Source organism: Dorea sp. AGR2135 (genome assembly GCF_000420885.1).
GTDB lineage: Bacteria > Bacillota > Clostridia > Lachnospirales > Lachnospiraceae > Dorea > Dorea formicigenerans.
This window is the reverse complement of the sequence record NZ_ATVU01000028.1, coordinates 1-14442: the sequence shown is the minus strand read 5'-3', so window position 1 is coordinate 14442 and position 14442 is coordinate 1. Positions and strand designations below refer to the sequence as shown.

At 41.6% G+C, this 14442-nt stretch carries 21 protein-coding genes and 1 pseudogene; 21 read left to right on the top strand and 1 reads right to left on the bottom strand.

The annotated features are described in order from the left end of the window. The first annotated feature begins 6 nt into the window (after nt 1–6). From G593_RS0114720 to G593_RS20935, 15 genes are all read left to right on the top strand, one after another. A complete protein-coding gene (locus G593_RS0114720) occupies nt 7–1167 on the top strand; it encodes a phage portal protein (RefSeq protein ID WP_029732195.1) in 1161 nt (386 codons plus the stop codon). After that, nucleotides 1160–1918: a head maturation protease, ClpP-related gene (locus G593_RS0114715; RefSeq protein WP_049946497.1), complete on the top strand. Its 759-nt coding sequence runs from the start codon at nt 1160–1162 to the stop codon at nt 1916–1918. The genes G593_RS0114720 and G593_RS0114715 overlap by 8 nt, the downstream gene beginning before the upstream one ends. Nucleotides 1919–1929: 11 nt before the next feature. Beyond that, nucleotides 1930–3120 (top strand): phage major capsid protein, encoded by a 1191-nt coding sequence (locus tag G593_RS0114710; protein WP_029732193.1) that lies wholly within the window; start codon nt 1930–1932, stop codon nt 3118–3120. 5 nt (nt 3121–3125) lie between these two features. Continuing rightward, nucleotides 3126–3452, top strand: a complete 327-nt coding sequence (locus tag G593_RS0114705; RefSeq protein ID WP_029732192.1) for a hypothetical protein — start codon at nt 3126–3128, stop codon at nt 3450–3452. Continuing rightward, nucleotides 3421–3753: a phage head closure protein gene (locus G593_RS0114700; RefSeq protein WP_029732191.1), complete on the top strand. Its 333-nt coding sequence runs from the start codon at nt 3421–3423 to the stop codon at nt 3751–3753. Before G593_RS0114705 ends, G593_RS0114700 begins: the two co-directional genes overlap by 32 nt. Continuing rightward, complete coding sequence (locus G593_RS0114695; RefSeq protein WP_029732190.1) at nt 3746–4093, top strand: hypothetical protein; 348 nt, start codon at nt 3746–3748, stop codon at nt 4091–4093. The genes G593_RS0114700 and G593_RS0114695 overlap by 8 nt, the downstream gene beginning before the upstream one ends. Next, nucleotides 4090–4500, top strand: a complete 411-nt coding sequence (locus G593_RS0114690) for a hypothetical protein (protein ID WP_029732189.1) — start codon at nt 4090–4092, stop codon at nt 4498–4500. Before G593_RS0114695 ends, G593_RS0114690 begins: the two co-directional genes overlap by 4 nt. Then, the gene (locus tag G593_RS0114685; protein WP_029732188.1) at nt 4500–5072 is read left to right on the top strand and encodes a hypothetical protein; all 573 of its coding nucleotides are present in this window, start codon (nt 4500–4502) and stop codon (nt 5070–5072) included. The genes G593_RS0114690 and G593_RS0114685 overlap by 1 nt, the downstream gene beginning before the upstream one ends. A gap of 9 nt (nt 5073–5081) precedes the next feature. Then, a complete protein-coding gene (locus tag G593_RS0114680) occupies nt 5082–5414 on the top strand; it encodes an SAP domain-containing protein (RefSeq protein ID WP_029732187.1) in 333 nt (110 codons plus the stop codon). After that, nucleotides 5404–5766 carry a hypothetical protein gene (locus G593_RS0114675; protein ID WP_029732186.1) on the top strand — a complete coding sequence of 121 codons (363 nt, stop codon included), beginning with the start codon at nt 5404–5406 and terminating at the stop codon, nt 5764–5766. The genes G593_RS0114680 and G593_RS0114675 overlap by 11 nt, the downstream gene beginning before the upstream one ends. A gap of 56 nt (nt 5767–5822) precedes the next feature. Further along, nucleotides 5823–5972: a hypothetical protein gene (locus tag G593_RS20275; RefSeq protein ID WP_155961831.1), complete on the top strand. Its 150-nt coding sequence runs from the start codon at nt 5823–5825 to the stop codon at nt 5970–5972. Between the two features lie 127 nt (nt 5973–6099). Further along, nucleotides 6100–9126 (top strand): phage tail tape measure protein, encoded by a 3027-nt coding sequence (locus G593_RS19100; protein ID WP_155961829.1) that lies wholly within the window; start codon nt 6100–6102, stop codon nt 9124–9126. Further along, nucleotides 9126–9971, top strand: coding sequence for a hypothetical protein (locus G593_RS0114660; RefSeq protein ID WP_029732184.1), 846 nt, complete (start codon nt 9126–9128; stop codon nt 9969–9971). Before G593_RS19100 ends, G593_RS0114660 begins: the two co-directional genes overlap by 1 nt. Continuing rightward, nucleotides 9950–10948 carry a Gp37-like protein gene (locus tag G593_RS0114655; protein WP_029732183.1) on the top strand — a complete coding sequence of 333 codons (999 nt, stop codon included), beginning with the start codon at nt 9950–9952 and terminating at the stop codon, nt 10946–10948. Before G593_RS0114660 ends, G593_RS0114655 begins: the two co-directional genes overlap by 22 nt. Next, nucleotides 10949–11755, top strand: coding sequence for a hypothetical protein (locus G593_RS20935; protein WP_242827108.1), 807 nt, complete (start codon nt 10949–10951; stop codon nt 11753–11755). A gap of 1 nt (nt 11756) precedes the next feature. Here G593_RS20935 and G593_RS0114645 read toward each other — a convergent pair whose 3' ends face one another. Continuing rightward, complete coding sequence (locus tag G593_RS0114645) at nt 11757–12056, bottom strand: hypothetical protein (RefSeq protein ID WP_330360868.1); 300 nt, start codon at nt 12054–12056, stop codon at nt 11757–11759. 331 nt (nt 12057–12387) lie between these two features. Here G593_RS0114645 and G593_RS0114635 point away from each other — a divergent pair, with 331 nt between their 5' ends. The 6 genes and pseudogenes from G593_RS0114635 to G593_RS21790 form a co-directional block, all read left to right on the top strand. Then, nucleotides 12388–13053: a DUF5052 family protein gene (locus tag G593_RS0114635; RefSeq protein ID WP_255348537.1), complete on the top strand. Its 666-nt coding sequence runs from the start codon at nt 12388–12390 to the stop codon at nt 13051–13053. A 72-nt stretch (nt 13054–13125) separates the two neighbouring features. Next, a complete protein-coding gene (locus tag G593_RS0114630; protein ID WP_029732179.1) occupies nt 13126–13497 on the top strand; it encodes a hypothetical protein in 372 nt (123 codons plus the stop codon). Between the two features lie 56 nt (nt 13498–13553). Further along, nucleotides 13554–13688: a CD1375 family protein gene (locus G593_RS21140; protein ID WP_255348536.1), complete on the top strand. Its 135-nt coding sequence runs from the start codon at nt 13554–13556 to the stop codon at nt 13686–13688. Nucleotides 13689–13768: 80 nt separating this feature from the next. Then, complete coding sequence (locus G593_RS0114620) at nt 13769–14068, top strand: hypothetical protein (protein ID WP_029732177.1); 300 nt, start codon at nt 13769–13771, stop codon at nt 14066–14068. A 2-nt stretch (nt 14069–14070) separates the two neighbouring features. Next, nucleotides 14071–14298: a holin gene (locus tag G593_RS0114615; RefSeq protein ID WP_029732176.1), complete on the top strand. Its 228-nt coding sequence runs from the start codon at nt 14071–14073 to the stop codon at nt 14296–14298. Nucleotides 14299–14326: 28 nt separating this feature from the next. Beyond that, nucleotides 14327–14442 (top strand): annotated as a pseudogene (locus G593_RS21790) (hypothetical protein); the annotation flags it as partial.

Genomic DNA, 14442 nt, shown 5'->3' with positions numbered 1-14442 from the left:
CAAAATGTGGGATTAGGAAATTACTTGTCGAAGTGGATTGGAAAAATAAAAATAAGTTCAGAACAGACAGTAGTGATAGATATCCCGGCAACAATCTATTACGAGGAACTGGCAATATACACCGCACAGTCATATCTTGCGAATGCAATCAGCATGTGTGAGATGCGCGTTTTTTCGAAGGGAAAGCCGGTGAAAAATGAAGACTATTATCTGCTAAATGTGTCGCCGAACAAAAATGAAAATAGCAATTACTTCTGGCACAAGGTAATCCGGAAGATGATCCGCGAAGAGAAAGGCGCGCTGGTAGTAGAAATCAACGGCGAGTTACACTGTGCAGAGGATTTTTCAGTGCTAGAGGAACGGCCAATACTGGGAAATATATACGGTGGAGTGGTGCTGGCCGGAGGATTGCAGTTGAATAAAATATTCACAGCACAGGAAGTATATCTGTTCAAGATGGAAGATGAATGCGTAAAAGGACTGATAGACGGAATGTACCAGGAATACGGGAAGCTGCTGGAGACAGCGGCAAGAACATTCCGAGATACGAACGGACGAAAGTTCAAGTTTAAAGTAAATTCGCTGAAGGCAGGAGACGAAGAATTTGCAAAAGATTTTTCGGAGATTATCTCAAAAAACATTAAAGCTTACATGGAAAATGAATATGCGACCTATGTGGAGTATGAAGGAGAGGAATTAACAGAAGAGTCGTCGAACAAACCGCAAAAATCATCAGAAGATTTTATTAGCATCAGAAAAGACATTTTTGAGGTCGTGGGACAGGCATTCAAAATCCCAGCTTCCATGATGCTCGGAAGCGTCACGAATGTAAAAGATGTATTAGATATTTTTCTGACATTTGCAGTTGACCCGTTGGCAAACACAATATCGGAGGTCCTAAACAAAAGAGCGACAGCCTATGAATACACAAAAGGTAATTATTACAAATGCTACAGCGGAAGAATCAAACACAGAGACCTGTTTGATTCTGCGGCAAATGTAGAAAAGATTGTTGGATCAGCGGTATTGAACACAGATGAAGTAAGAGAGGAGTTGGAACTGATGCCATTAGATACAGAATGGAGCAAGCAGTACAGAATTACAAAGAACTTCCAAAATGTGGAAGATGCAACGAAAAATGTGGAAGGAGGTGAGAATGATGGGTAAAATCGGAGGAATTTGCTATGCATACCAAAAAGTCGGAACAGTACATAAGATATATCTGTACGATGAAGTAAAGGCGAAAGGAGATTTCAATTGGGAAACGTACAAGTACGATGACGCAGAGACATCGGCAAAACATTTCCAGGAAATCTTAGAACAGGTCGGAGATGGAGATACAATTGAATTATATATCAATTCAGATGGCGGTTCAGTAAAAGAAGGAACCGCTATTTTTACGCAGTTAAAGCGGTGCAAAGCTTATAAGACTGGTTATGTAGACGGAGTGGCAAACAGCATTGCAGCCACAATCTTACAGGCATGTGATCACAGGGTCATGGGCGAGGGAACTGGAATGATCCTCCACAACATGTGGACGGTAGCAGTCGGAAGCGCGGATGATCTCAGAAACGAGGCAGACAAGCTTGACGCTTGGATGAAAGCTTCCAGAGCCTTGTTCGTGCAGAGATGCGAAGGCAAAGTCACAGAAGAAAAGATAAAAGAAGTCATGGACAAGGAGACACTTCTTGGCCCAGATGATGCTCTTGAGCTTGGAGTCATTGATGAGATTGCCGGACGCACATCTATAGCAGTAGATGAAGCGATGCAGTCAACAAAAAAAATCAATGAGATGAAAGACAAGATCAAGCAGTCCAATTTTGCAGACCAGCTAAAAGAATTTGAAGAACTGGTAAAACCGGAAGAACAGGAAGACGATGTCTCTATGGAGACGTTTTTCAATATGTTTTCATTATAGGAGGAAAAAAGATGTTAGGAAACGTAGCAGATGTAGCACAGAAAGAAGCAGTAGCAGCACTTCAGAAGGCACTCCAGAGCGGAGATGTAGAAGGAGCGGGAAAGGCGTGGCAGCAGGTCATCAATTCTATTTCAGAAAAGGTAAAAACAGATTGCGAGATGTACAACACCAATCAGAAGGTGCTTGCACAGCGCGGATATAGAATGCTGACTACAGAAGAGACAGAGTTCTATCAGAAGCTCGTAAAAGCAGAAAAAGAGAGTAACGCACGGCAGGCATTCACGGATCTCATTACAACAAATGGCGGAATGCCGGAGACGATCATCGAGGATGTCTACAGAGAATTAACAGAGGAACACCCGCTTTTAAATAAAATTACGTTCCAGAACGTGAAGTATCTGACCAGATGGATCTTGAATGACCATACAAAACAGAGCGCAGCGTGGGGAAATATCAACGATGAAATTAAGCAGCAGATCACATCAGGCTTCAAAGAAATTGAAGTGACTTTGTATAAGTTAAGTGCTTACGCGGTTATTCCACAGGATATGCTAGACTTAGGACCTACCTATCTTGATAATTACATCAGAACAATTCTCAAAGAGGCACTTTACGTGGCACTGGAGAAAGCAATCATTTGCGGATCAGGAAAAAATGAGCCGATCGGATTGAACAGAGATATCCACGAGGGTGTAGATTTTAATTCTTCTACCGGATATCCGGAGAAGACACCGATTAAGGTTACAAGCTTCATGCCGAAAGAATACGGTCCGGTCGTGGCAAAGCTTGCAACGACAGAAAGCGGAAGACTTAGAGCATTTGACGAAGTACTCCTGATCTGCAACCAGATTGATTATCTGACCAAAATTATGCCGGCAACAACGGTCATGACAGCAGCGGGAACTTATGCGAAAGACTTATTCCCGTTCCCAACAGAGGTCGTAAGATCGAATGAGGTCAAGACAGGTCAGGCTATCCTCTGCCTGCCGGAAGAGTATTTCATGGGAATCGGAGGAAACAAAGACGGAAACATCGAAAAAGACGATTCTGTAAAATTCATCGAAGATGCGAGAGTCTACAAAATTAAAATGCATGGAAATGGACGCCCTTGGGATAATACGGTCGCAATTGTGCTGGATATCTCAGCGCTGGATCCTGCTTATTTTGTAGTCAGAAATGACGCTGATGCATTAACAGCGTAAGAGATATGACGAAAGAACAGAAAGAAAAACTTATTACTCTGGCAAAAAATAAATGTAAAATAAGCTGGAAAAAAGAAGAAACGGATAATCAGATTACAGGGATTGTAGAAGATGCAATCCCTGTAATCTTGCATCTGCTTGGAATAAGAGAAGTGGATGAGATTGATCTTGTGGAACCAGGACAGACACGAGGATTATTTTTAGAGTATTGCCTGTATCGTTGGAGCAATCAGGCAAATGAATTCACTGTGAATTATAGACGGGAAATCTTGACACAGAGGCACAGATACGAGGTGAAATATGGCAAGGAAGAAACAGAAGAGCTACAGTGATGGAATTGCAGAGCTCTACAGAAAAAAAGACCCAGAGAGCAATGTAAAAAGCCTGGATGATTTAGAATATCTGGGCTTTCTGTATTATACGGAAAAGTCGAACCGGCAGCAGGACGTAGAATTTGCGCAACAGTTAGGAACAACATTATCGCTTAAAATCGCCACTCCGGATGACGGAAACATGGACAGCTCAAGAAACGTGGTAATAGGAGACACGATCTATGCGATTATCTACATCGACAGGTCGAAAGCGGAACAGGAATTGTATTTTTATCTGGAAGAGGTGAGAAAGATTGAATAAAAAAATCAAAGAAGCCTTACAGGGGATAGAACCTAAAGTATTCTATGGAATAGGGAGATTCCAGAACCGGAACAACTGGGACTGCATCGTGTATGGACGCAGAAGAAAAGGAAAGACAGAAAGTGGCGCTGGTGAAAATATCCGATATTTTGTAGCGATTGTAAAAGAAGAGGAAATTCCAGAAGGAATGGAAGAAAATATATTGCAAGCTATGAAAAAGCTGGGGTTCAAACAGTCAAATACAGAGACAACTTATGATTATGTAGAAAAATCCGGTGAGACAATGGTTGAAATTGCGACCATGGAATTTTCCAAAGTAGAAAAAAGGTGCAGGGTATGAGCTATTTCTATTTAGACGCCAAAGAATTCGAACGTGTTGTAGATGCGATTTCCAAGTTTTCTGACGGGGCGGTGGCAGAGAGGATTATTAATGATTACCTCCACACAGAAGGAGGACGGATCATCAAAGAGAACATTCAGAAGATTCTCCCTGTATCCGGAAGAACGTGGAACGGAAAGAAAACGGCTGCTTCACAGACAGATCCATTCACGCTCAAGGAAGAGAACCTCGCAGTAATCGTAAAAACAAAAGGACCGTATCACTATCTGTATTTCCCAGATGATGGATCGAATACGCAGCATCATTTTGGAAATCAGCAGTTCATGTTCGACGGGGCAAATGCAAGCGAAGACAAAATTGTAAATGAAGTTATAGACGAATTAGTAAAAAGATTGGAGGAAATATAATGGCAGGAATCACAAATGTGGATTTTTCAGAATATGAAATTGCAGAGCTGGGAATCAGAATATCTCCGGCGGAAAAAGCAGATATTCTGAAATGCGTGGGAAAATTGGAAGAGGAGCTTACGAGCAAGACCGTACAGAAAAAATGCGGCTCTAAAGTAATAAAAACAAGAACAAAAGGAACGGGATCAGGAACACTGAAATTTTCGGCATACACACCACAGGACATGATTGTTGATATGCATGGGATGAGCAGGAAAGACCTGAAAGATGGAATCGTGGCATACGGACAAAGCTCTTTACATGCAGTGGCATGTGTTACAGCTAAAATCCTGAATGAGGACGGAGATGTGAAATATAAGGCTTATCCAAATTGTACAATCACAAATGGACTTAGCAGGACTGTAGATAACGACACGGAAGACGTAGCCATGTTAGAACTCGAAATAGCAGTAATGCCAGATGAGAATGGAGAAGGCATGTACGAAGCTGTAGAGACAGATCTGCAGGACGAGACGGCAAAAACAAAGTGGATGGAAGAATTTTCGAGAGAACTTGTTGAGCTTAACGCATAGGAGGGAATTATGGAAGCAAAAGTAAAGATTAGATTCAGAGACAAATATACACACAATTTACACTTGGCAGGAGAAATCATCGAAGTGAGTGAAGAACGATACGAGGAGATTGAAAAAGTGAGGGAAGGCATTTTGGAGCCGTTGGAGCCGGTTCCAGAAGAAAAGCAGAAAGAGGATCAGGAGGAAACGCCAGGAGCAGAGCACTATACCAAAAGCGAGCTGAAGAAAATGAGCGTAGAAGAACTGAAAAAGCTTGCGGAAGAAAAAGGCGTAAGCACTGAAGGTAAGAAAGATGAAATTATCGAAAGAATTGTAGAACTGGAGGAAAACGATGCGCAGTAAGGACGTATTCAACTTCCAGGAATATGAAATGGCAGACGGGGAGTTTGTGACAATGTCCACAGCTCCCATTTTGCTGTTGAGCCTGAGAAATAAAAATAAAAAGGCATATGAAAAGATCAGTAAAGTCCTGGTAAAAGGAGTAAACGAAAAAGATGTCATGGAAGTGTATGAGTTCATGCATTCGGCATACTTGAATGCCAATCAGGATGAAGAGGAAGAGAATTTGATGACATTCACGGAATTCATTGAAAATGCAAACCCAGATTACATGAAAAATGTAAATGTAGTACAGGAAATGATCTCACCGTCAAAAAAGCAGGATTCAGAACAGCCTTCAGAAGAGCAACAGTAGGAAAAAGCAAAAATACACTGAGGCTTCCGAGATTTGAAATTGAGGAAGTGGAAGATATGTATACCTATTACGTAATTATCAACGGAATCAGCGAAGAGCTGTTCTGGAACTCTGAGTACAACGTATTATTAACGATTTTGGAAGATAAACACGCTTACATGAGTTGGAAAAACTACATGGAAGAAAAGATGATAGAAAGAGGGTGATCTACTAGCCAACAGAGAAGCAAGCGTAACATTTCGCGCGAAAACAACGGATTTTACGGCCGGAATCAAACAGGCTGACGCAAGTTTGAAGCAACTCCGGGCGGAATTAAAATTAAATGAAACACAGATGAAAGGCACAGGCACGTCTGTGGATGCTCTGGAACAGAGAGAAAAGCTTCTGAAGCAGGAATTGCAGGCAAGTGGAGACAAGGTCACTTTTTTGAGCGACAAATTACGGGTTGCAAAAGAAGTATTTGGAGAAAGCTCCATAGAAGCAAGCAACTGGAGTGCAAAGCTTGCAGACGCGAAGCGAGTACAGGAGACGATTGCACAGGAGCTATCCAGTACAACAGGGAAACTGGACGAGCAAAAAGAAGCAGAATCCGAGTTGAGCCAGGAAGCACTTGAAGCAGCTGAAAAGTTAAAAAAACAGGCTGAGGCAGAAGCACAGCTTCAGAGCGCTGTTGAACAGGCTGATCAGAAAATAAAGCAGCTTGATCAGGAATTGGAGCTTAATCAGACGAAACTGGACGGATCAGAAAATAAGACCAGTTTACTGAGAGAAAGACAGGTACTACTTGCCAATCAGTCACAGATTGCCGCACAAAAAACAGCAACACTTCAAAGCGCACTGGACGCGTGTTCTCAGGAAGTTGGAGAAAATTCAGAGAAGTACAACGAATTGAAGTCCAGCCTTGTAGAAGCACAGACTCAGCAGGCGGCAATCCAAAATGAGATTCGAAATACCACAAAAGAACTAAGCGAACAAAAAAGCGCGGTTCAGACTTTCGGTGAAGGACTTGGAAAATTCGGTGAAGGAACGGAAAAGGTCGGGCAGAGCTTAAGAACAGTCAGCACCACAGCGGCCGGAGCTTTAACAGGAGCAGCCGCTTCTGCAATTACATTCGAAGATGCATTTGCGGGCGTAAAAAAGACTTCCGATGAAGTCTACGATGCAAATGGCCAGTGTATCTACAGCTATCAGCAATTAGAAGATGGAATCCGAAATATGGCAAAAGAGATCCCTGCATCAACAACGGAGATTGCGTCGGTGGCTGAGACGGCAGGGCAACTTGGCATTAAGACACAAGACATACTGGGATTTACCCGCGTCATGATCGATATGGGAAATTCTACGAACCTGGCAGCAGACGACGCGGCAACAGCAATCGCGAAGTTTGCAAATGTTACAGGATTAGCAGCAGACCAATCTATGTCAGCAGAGGAAAAGTACTCGAAAATGGGAAGCACTATTGTTGACCTTGGAAATAATTACGCAACAACGGAAGCGGACATTATGAACATGGCGACGAATCTAGCATCTGCAGGAGAACAGGTCGGCATGTCAGAATCAGACATCCTGGCACTGGCTACAGCACTATCTTCTGTAGGAATGGAAGCACAGGCTGGAGGTACAGCATTTTCAAAAGCTATGGTACAGATGCAGCTCGACGTAGAGACAAATAGCGAGGGATTAAAAGACTGGGCTAATGTGGCAGGAATGAGTGTGGACGAGTTCTCCACATTGTTCCGGGAAGACGCCACGGGTGCCCTGGAAGCGTTTATCACAGGACTTTCACAGTGCGGAGGAGAAACGGACTCAGCCATTAAAGTTCTGGACGATATGGGAATCACAGAGACCAGAATGCGAGATGCATTGTTAAGATCCGCAAATGCAAGCGACGTATTTACTTCGGCAATACAGACAGGAAATGAAGCTTGGAATGAAAACACGGCTCTAACAGAAGAAGCAAATAAGAGATACGAAACCACGAAAAGCAAAATACAGATTATGGGTAATAATCTGAAAGACGTGGGAATTACATTAGGCTCCACATTTCTCCCAATGATCGCACAGGGAACAGAGAAGATAAAAGGATTTGCCGATGCAATATCACAGATGGATTCAAATCAGCAAAAAATACTTCTTGGAATCTTGGGATTCGTAGCAATCCTATCGCCATTGCTGATAGGAATCGGTAAAGTGTCGACTGGGATATCTGCAATTATCGGAGTCGGTTCTAAATTAACAGGTATGATTGCCGGAATTGGAACAGCAGCAGAAGGAGCAGGGGCAGCCGCAGCGGGAGGCGCTGGAATAGCGTTGGGACCAATACTGCTAATAGTCGCGGCGATAGCTGCAATTACAGGAGCGATCGCATTACTGTGGCAGAAGAGCGAATCATTCCGGGATTTTTTCACGGAATTATTTGGAATCTTTCAGGATACTATCTCAGGATTCTTAGACTCTCTTGATATCAGTGGGAAAATAGATGAGATTAAGCAGACACTGGGAGGATTCGAGGAAAAGATTCTTGGGCTGGAAGATTTGTTTGAAATAGTAGGCACAGTATTGGCGATAATTATCATACCGGCACTTGCACAGGTAGCAGCAGGATTCAGCATGCTGCTTAGTATTATCAATCCAATTTTGACGATCATCGGAGGATTAATCGACCAGCTTTCCGGACTAGGAACATTTATTGTCGGAGTATTTACGGGAGATATGGATAAGGCCTATCAGGGATTACAGACATGGAAGTCAGGAGTTGGAACGACATTTTCCGGACTGTGGAGCTTAGTAGTAGGAGGACTGAACGGATTTTTGAGTGGACTGGTGAATTTCTTCACATCACTTTTACATGCATGTGGATTAGATTCATTTACAAACGGAGTGAAAAATACGTTTGAAGGAATCAAAAATGGAATTTCTACAAAAATTAATGCAGCTAGAGATACCGTAAAAAGCGCAATCGAAAAAATCAAGAGTTTCTTCAATTTCACATGGAAGCTGCCAGAACTAAAAGTACCAGACATCGCTATAACAGGATCATTTTCTCTTAATCCACCGTCAGTACCACACTTTTCGGTCAAGTGGCATGCAGACGGAGCTATTTTTAGCAGACCAACAATTTTTCAGACAAGAAGCGGATTTCATGGCGTGGGAGAAGCTGGAGAGGAAGCGGTAGCACCAATCACACTATTAAGGTCATACGTAGAAGAATCCGTAGAAAACGCACTGGCGAGGCTACAAAGAACAGAGACAGATCCGATTGACTATGACCGACTGGCTGATGCGATGGCAAGAAGAAAAGTAACTGTAGAATATAATGGAAGAGAATTTGGACGAATTATCGAGGAGGTCACGACATAATGATATGCTACGAAAATAGCAAGGGAAAGAAAATAGAGTTGGATAAGTGGCCGGTTGTACTTGATGACATTACGGACATATTCGGGAAAAGCTGGAGCTACGAGGCAAGCGAAAACAAGCTGAGAAACAGGTCGAAACTCAATAAATTCTACAGGACCAGCGTACAGAAAAAAATCACGCTTCAGATATTCTGCGATTCTGAAAGCGAATATTGCGAGATTGTAAACAGCATCAGTGAAATTACAGATGAAGATATTCTAAGCAAGGCAGAGGGCAAGCTCTGGTATGGAGATTACTACCTGCCTTGCTATATTACAGGATTAGCTCCAAAAGATTACGATGACGCATTTTACATGATTGACATAGATGCAACATTAGTATCATTTTATCCGTTTTGGATCAACAAGCATACCTATGAATTCCATAGCTACAATCAAGCAACAACGAACAATAAAAGATACCCAGGAAGATACCCATATAGATACACTACCGGGCAGAATAGCAATTATTTCATCAATCCGCATTTTACGGATTCAAATTTTAGATTAATCATATACGGAAAAGTAACGAACCCACAGGTCTCGATTGGAGAATCATCATACCGGGCGAACGTTATTTTAGAAGAAGGTGAACGACTTGAAATAGACAGTAGAACAGAGACTATAACAAAAATAATGAGAAATGGAGAAGAAGTAAATACTTTCCATTCCAGAGAGAAGTCGCGCACATTCTTTCGGAAAATAAAGCCTGGAAGAAATACAGTATCATGGCCGGGAGGCTTCGATTTCGATTTAATTATATTCGAAGAAAGGACAGAGCCAAAATGGATCCAGTTAAAATCATAGTTACAAAACCGACTGGGGAAGAACAGGGAAATCTCACGGACAGTGCAAAAGTAGACATAGACATCGGCAACAAGTGCGACTTCGAAATTGAAATCGACAGCAGCGAGTGGAATGAAGAAAGATACGGATACGGGTGCAGATTTTTCGTTCCAGATACGGAATATGGAGGAATCATAAAAGGAATCAAGTCGGTTTCCAAAACGGAAAAGCTCACACTCTCAGGACATACATGGAGAGGAATGCTGATCTATAAGATTGTGGAACCGCCAGCTGAACAAGACCATCTAATATTATCCGGAGATATTAACGAGATAATCACGCAGTTGGTTGGAGACAGTTTTGGAAGCCTGTTCGTAGTGACCTCTGCCAAAACTGGAATAGAAGTAAACAACTGGAAAGTAGACAGATACGTCACGCTGTACGACGCGATACAGAAACTACTGGATCAGTACGATTACAGACTGAATATTAAGTATATTCAGCCAAGCGGACTGGACTATGGATATGTAAAGCTAGAAGCTGTCCCAATAAAAGACTATTCGGAAGAGCTTGAATATAGCCAGGAGAGCAAAGCGGATATCACAGTAGAAGACTACAGAGCAGGTGTGAACCATCTAGTATGTGTAGGAGAAGGGGAAAACCAAGACAGAATAATACTCCATCTGTACGCGCAGGAAGATGGCAGCATCGGAAAAAATCAGTATTATTACGGAGCTGACGAAATAGCTGCAGTCTATGACTATTCATCGGCGAATAGAGAAAAGCTCGAGGAAGGTGGAATAAAGCGTCTTCGAGAGCTTCAAAATCACAAAAAATGCGATATAAACATAGAAGATATTGATTTAGAGCTTGGAGATATCGTAGCCGGATACGATGAAATCACGGATACAGAAGTAAAAAAGCCAATTATCCAAAAGATATTTAAAGTAGAAAAAGGAGAGGCGACAGTGGATTACAAAATGAAAGGAGATGATTAAATGTCTGGATTAATACCAATAACAGTAAACACACCACCGGGAGAAGAAGCACACATACGCGCGGAAGATGATGCAGCAATTTTTCAAAGTATATTCGGTGAAGATGGCGTATCAACTACCGGACAAGCATGTAAAGCTACAGTGCTGTCCAACAACAAGGTCAGAATTGCAGACGGAGTAATCTGTGTAGGAGGACATTTCGCCCGTATACCTTACGGGGACTACATTGATTGCGAAATTGAAAATGGACAGAGTGGCAAGAACCGGAACGACATTATCGTGGCGAGATTCGAAACAACTGGAACAGGCGGTATCGATACATACACCTGTGAAGTCAAGAAAGGCACAGCAGGAACGGTGGCTGCGGATCCAGAGATTACACAGGACGATCTGTACAAAGCCGGAAAGGTGAGAGAACTTCCTCTGTACAGGGTGAAGATAGAGGGACTGAGCATCACGGCGGTAGAGCAGCTCTTTACGCTAAGAAAAACCAATGAGGAATTGGAAAAAGAACTTGCGTCACTAAATAGCAATATGAAAGTAAAGTGCTTTCGTAAAACCGTACCATCAGAGACGAATATCCTCGTTGATTTCTCAAATGAAATCGCTGCTTTGATGACAAAAGGTAATAAAATTGTAGACTGCATCTGTGGAGCAACAACTAATTCTAATAATGCCTTGGTCTACGGAAAAACCGCTATTCAAGCCACTTCGGATTGGACATATGTCTATGCTAGAGTCAATCAGAATTACTATGACGGACTTGGAGGCACTACGACCGTCACTTTGATAGCTATTTACGAGTAAATCAAATCGGCAGGCACACCGCAGACCACTGACGGTTCCAGCTCATGCCAAAGGAACCATATAAGTTTTGCCTTGAAAAACTGTATGAGCTACCTTTTTTTAATCCAGAAAAACCGCTCTTTGCATTTAATGGGATGTATACATTGTTGTTTCCAGAGCATGCGCCAGTATGAACGAACATTTCTTGTAATATGCTTTGATCGTTTTTGATTTTAAACTCAAGGAATTCTCCATTCATGCCCCAACCTGCGCACGAAAAAGAAACGATTGCAATACAGTCAAACGGAGCTATGAATGATATAAAGTCACTATCAGAGGATTTAAAAACCTTTGGACTTTTGCTATTTAGTTACCGAATTTTAATTTTAAATGCTTTTGCATTCTTAGGATAGATACGTACACCATTTCGTGTAATATATCTTACTAAGATATACTTAGAGCCGTCTTCATCAATGTAAATTTTACTCATAAAACGGTCACTCCTTTCACTTTGATATTGAAAAAAGTGAAATTCATGGTATACTAAAAGTGTGTAGGTTTTAGTGAGCGATTTGAATTTCACTATTTCCACGAAAAGCTTATGGGTGGTGCCATAGGCTTTTTTTATATCAACACATAAGTGCTAATATCATTTGGATTGTGATTGTGTTGCATTATTTAAATCGAAGAAAAACATTAAGAAAATCATAGGTATCATTACTTGTATAACATTACTGTGTTCCATGACGGGGTGTGCAATGTTAGATTCCGCCATTAATGATTTAAGGGGAAGCCTCATTGGTAATGGATATACAATCAACACATACGATAACTACGGGAACAAGGTAATGACAACAACCGGTGACAAAATAAACATTGAAGGAAATCCGGTTGAAACAGCGAGCTATGATAGCTCTGGTGATATTATCACAGGCTATGAACTATCGTCTATAATTACCATCAACATTGATGGTAAAGAAATTCAGAGCTGTGGAGATACATGTGTTTTTGAACAAAATGGACTTAATACAGAGGTTGATTTTTTGCAAGAAGATATCTACAGCAATACAAATGGTGATATTACAGATAATACATATATTGCCAGTATTGTAAATAAGTATAAAAACATGTTTGGCAAGTCGAGAATTGTTGTTGTAAAATCTCAGCTTGGGCAGCCTATAACAGCTTACTCCGGTGATGAGGTATATTGGGAAATTCCAAAAGATTTGCCAAAGATGACAAAGCTCATGATTGACGGAAAAGCATTATACATACACAGAGCAAACTTCCAGATTATAGACAAAACATTGTTAAATTAAAAAAAGTTTCAGTAACCAGAGCCGAAAGGCTCTTTTTATATTGTGCGACATCGCACAGAAAGGAGTAAAAAAATGAAGATTACATTTAACGATGCGACGGAACTGACAATCCAGTCGGCATCGATCCGTGCAGATGGAAGCATTCTAATTAAGACCATCTCTGCAACGGAGGAAGAACTGAGATCCATGTTCCAGGACGAGTTCAAAACCAAGAAGATGACCGTGACAGAACGGGAGTCCACAGTCGCAACTTATGAGAATTACACCAATCTCAACGCTCTTGTGAAGTACATTGGCGGAATTCTAGGAGTAGTTCTATACAAATCCGACGAGACACCAGAGGATAAGCTGGAGGCTCTGGAAAAAGAAAACGCTGAACTGAAAGCGAATATGGATATGCTCCAAGGATGTATTCTTGAAATGTCAGAGTTGGTATATCAATAATGGTAACTATATTAACAAACTTATTCGTATTATTACAAAATTCAGGAGGTAAAGAAATGATGGCAATGTTATGGGCACAGCAGATTATGTTAGGAAAGAAGACTTATGGTCAGGTTCCAAGATTACTCAAGGACAAGGTAAAAGAAATCTTGGAAGATTCCGGAATGGGAGAGCTTGCGAATGACAAATAGTGAGGCGGTGATTAATATGGGAATACGTGCAAGACCCCAGAGGTCTTATTTTTATGTAATAAAATAAGGAAAGGACGCACATGATTAAGTTTTTATCAGAAAATTGGGCATTATTATCGTTCGTGATATCAGCAATTGCATACATATATTATCAAGTGATTGCTATGCGAAAAGGAATACGTGCACTACTTAGGGCGGATTTGATACGCCTCTATAACAAGTATCACGACGATTATGGATATTGTCCGTTGTATGTCAAGCAGTCACTGGAAGACGAATATAAACAATATCACACATTAAAAGGGAATGGTGTAGGCACGCAAATGTATCATGCGCTTATGGAGCTGCCTACAGAGCCACCACATGAAGGAGAGGATTAATGATGTTTAAAAATTGTGTATTTAAAGTATCGGTAGATACAAAGAAGTGGGCTAAGAAAGCAGCGGTCAGAGCAGTGAAAACGGTAGCACAGACTGCAGTAGCAACCATTGGAACAGCAACAGCACTCGGTCAGGTCGATGCAAAGCTTGTAGTCTCAGCATCAGTACTGGCAGGAATATTATCCTTGCTGACAAGCGTAGCAGGATTACCAGAGGTTGAGGGCGAGTAATCGTCCTCTTATTGATAGGAGTGATATTATGGCGGTAAGAATTGGAAGCGCACGTATTAATGAGAAGGGCACCACCACCGGAGGAAAAGCCGGAGATCAGACCGGTGGAGAAGTGTCTATACAGAATTACTATCTGCACAGAAA

What these genes read in the sequence shown, in the direction of transcription:
- G593_RS20935 (WP_242827108.1), top strand. Translation starts at nt 10,949, where the DNA reads ATGTCTGGATTAATACCAATAACAGTAAACACACCACCGGGAGAAGAA.
- G593_RS0114715 (WP_049946497.1), top strand. Translation starts at nt 1,160, where the DNA reads ATGGGTAAAATCGGAGGAATTTGCTATGCATACCAAAAAGTCGGAACA.
- G593_RS0114630 (WP_029732179.1), top strand. Translation starts at nt 13,126, where the DNA reads ATGAAGATTACATTTAACGATGCGACGGAACTGACAATCCAGTCGGCA.
- G593_RS0114710 (WP_029732193.1), top strand. Translation starts at nt 1,930, where the DNA reads ATGTTAGGAAACGTAGCAGATGTAGCACAGAAAGAAGCAGTAGCAGCA.
- G593_RS21140 (WP_255348536.1), top strand. Translation starts at nt 13,554, where the DNA reads ATGATGGCAATGTTATGGGCACAGCAGATTATGTTAGGAAAGAAGACT.
- G593_RS19100 (WP_155961829.1), top strand. Translation starts at nt 6,100, where the DNA reads ATGAAAGGCACAGGCACGTCTGTGGATGCTCTGGAACAGAGAGAAAAG.
- G593_RS0114655 (WP_029732183.1), top strand. Translation starts at nt 9,950, where the DNA reads ATGGATCCAGTTAAAATCATAGTTACAAAACCGACTGGGGAAGAACAG.
- G593_RS20275 (WP_155961831.1), top strand. Translation starts at nt 5,823, where the DNA reads ATGTATACCTATTACGTAATTATCAACGGAATCAGCGAAGAGCTGTTC.
- G593_RS0114705 (WP_029732192.1), top strand. Translation starts at nt 3,126, where the DNA reads ATGACGAAAGAACAGAAAGAAAAACTTATTACTCTGGCAAAAAATAAA.
- G593_RS0114700 (WP_029732191.1), top strand. Translation starts at nt 3,421, where the DNA reads ATGGCAAGGAAGAAACAGAAGAGCTACAGTGATGGAATTGCAGAGCTC.
- G593_RS0114620 (WP_029732177.1), top strand. Translation starts at nt 13,769, where the DNA reads ATGATTAAGTTTTTATCAGAAAATTGGGCATTATTATCGTTCGTGATA.
- G593_RS0114675 (WP_029732186.1), top strand. Translation starts at nt 5,404, where the DNA reads ATGCGCAGTAAGGACGTATTCAACTTCCAGGAATATGAAATGGCAGAC.
- G593_RS0114685 (WP_029732188.1), top strand. Translation starts at nt 4,500, where the DNA reads ATGGCAGGAATCACAAATGTGGATTTTTCAGAATATGAAATTGCAGAG.
- G593_RS0114615 (WP_029732176.1), top strand. Translation starts at nt 14,071, where the DNA reads ATGTTTAAAAATTGTGTATTTAAAGTATCGGTAGATACAAAGAAGTGG.
- G593_RS0114690 (WP_029732189.1), top strand. Translation starts at nt 4,090, where the DNA reads ATGAGCTATTTCTATTTAGACGCCAAAGAATTCGAACGTGTTGTAGAT.
- G593_RS0114680 (WP_029732187.1), top strand. Translation starts at nt 5,082, where the DNA reads ATGGAAGCAAAAGTAAAGATTAGATTCAGAGACAAATATACACACAAT.
- G593_RS0114660 (WP_029732184.1), top strand. Translation starts at nt 9,126, where the DNA reads ATGATATGCTACGAAAATAGCAAGGGAAAGAAAATAGAGTTGGATAAG.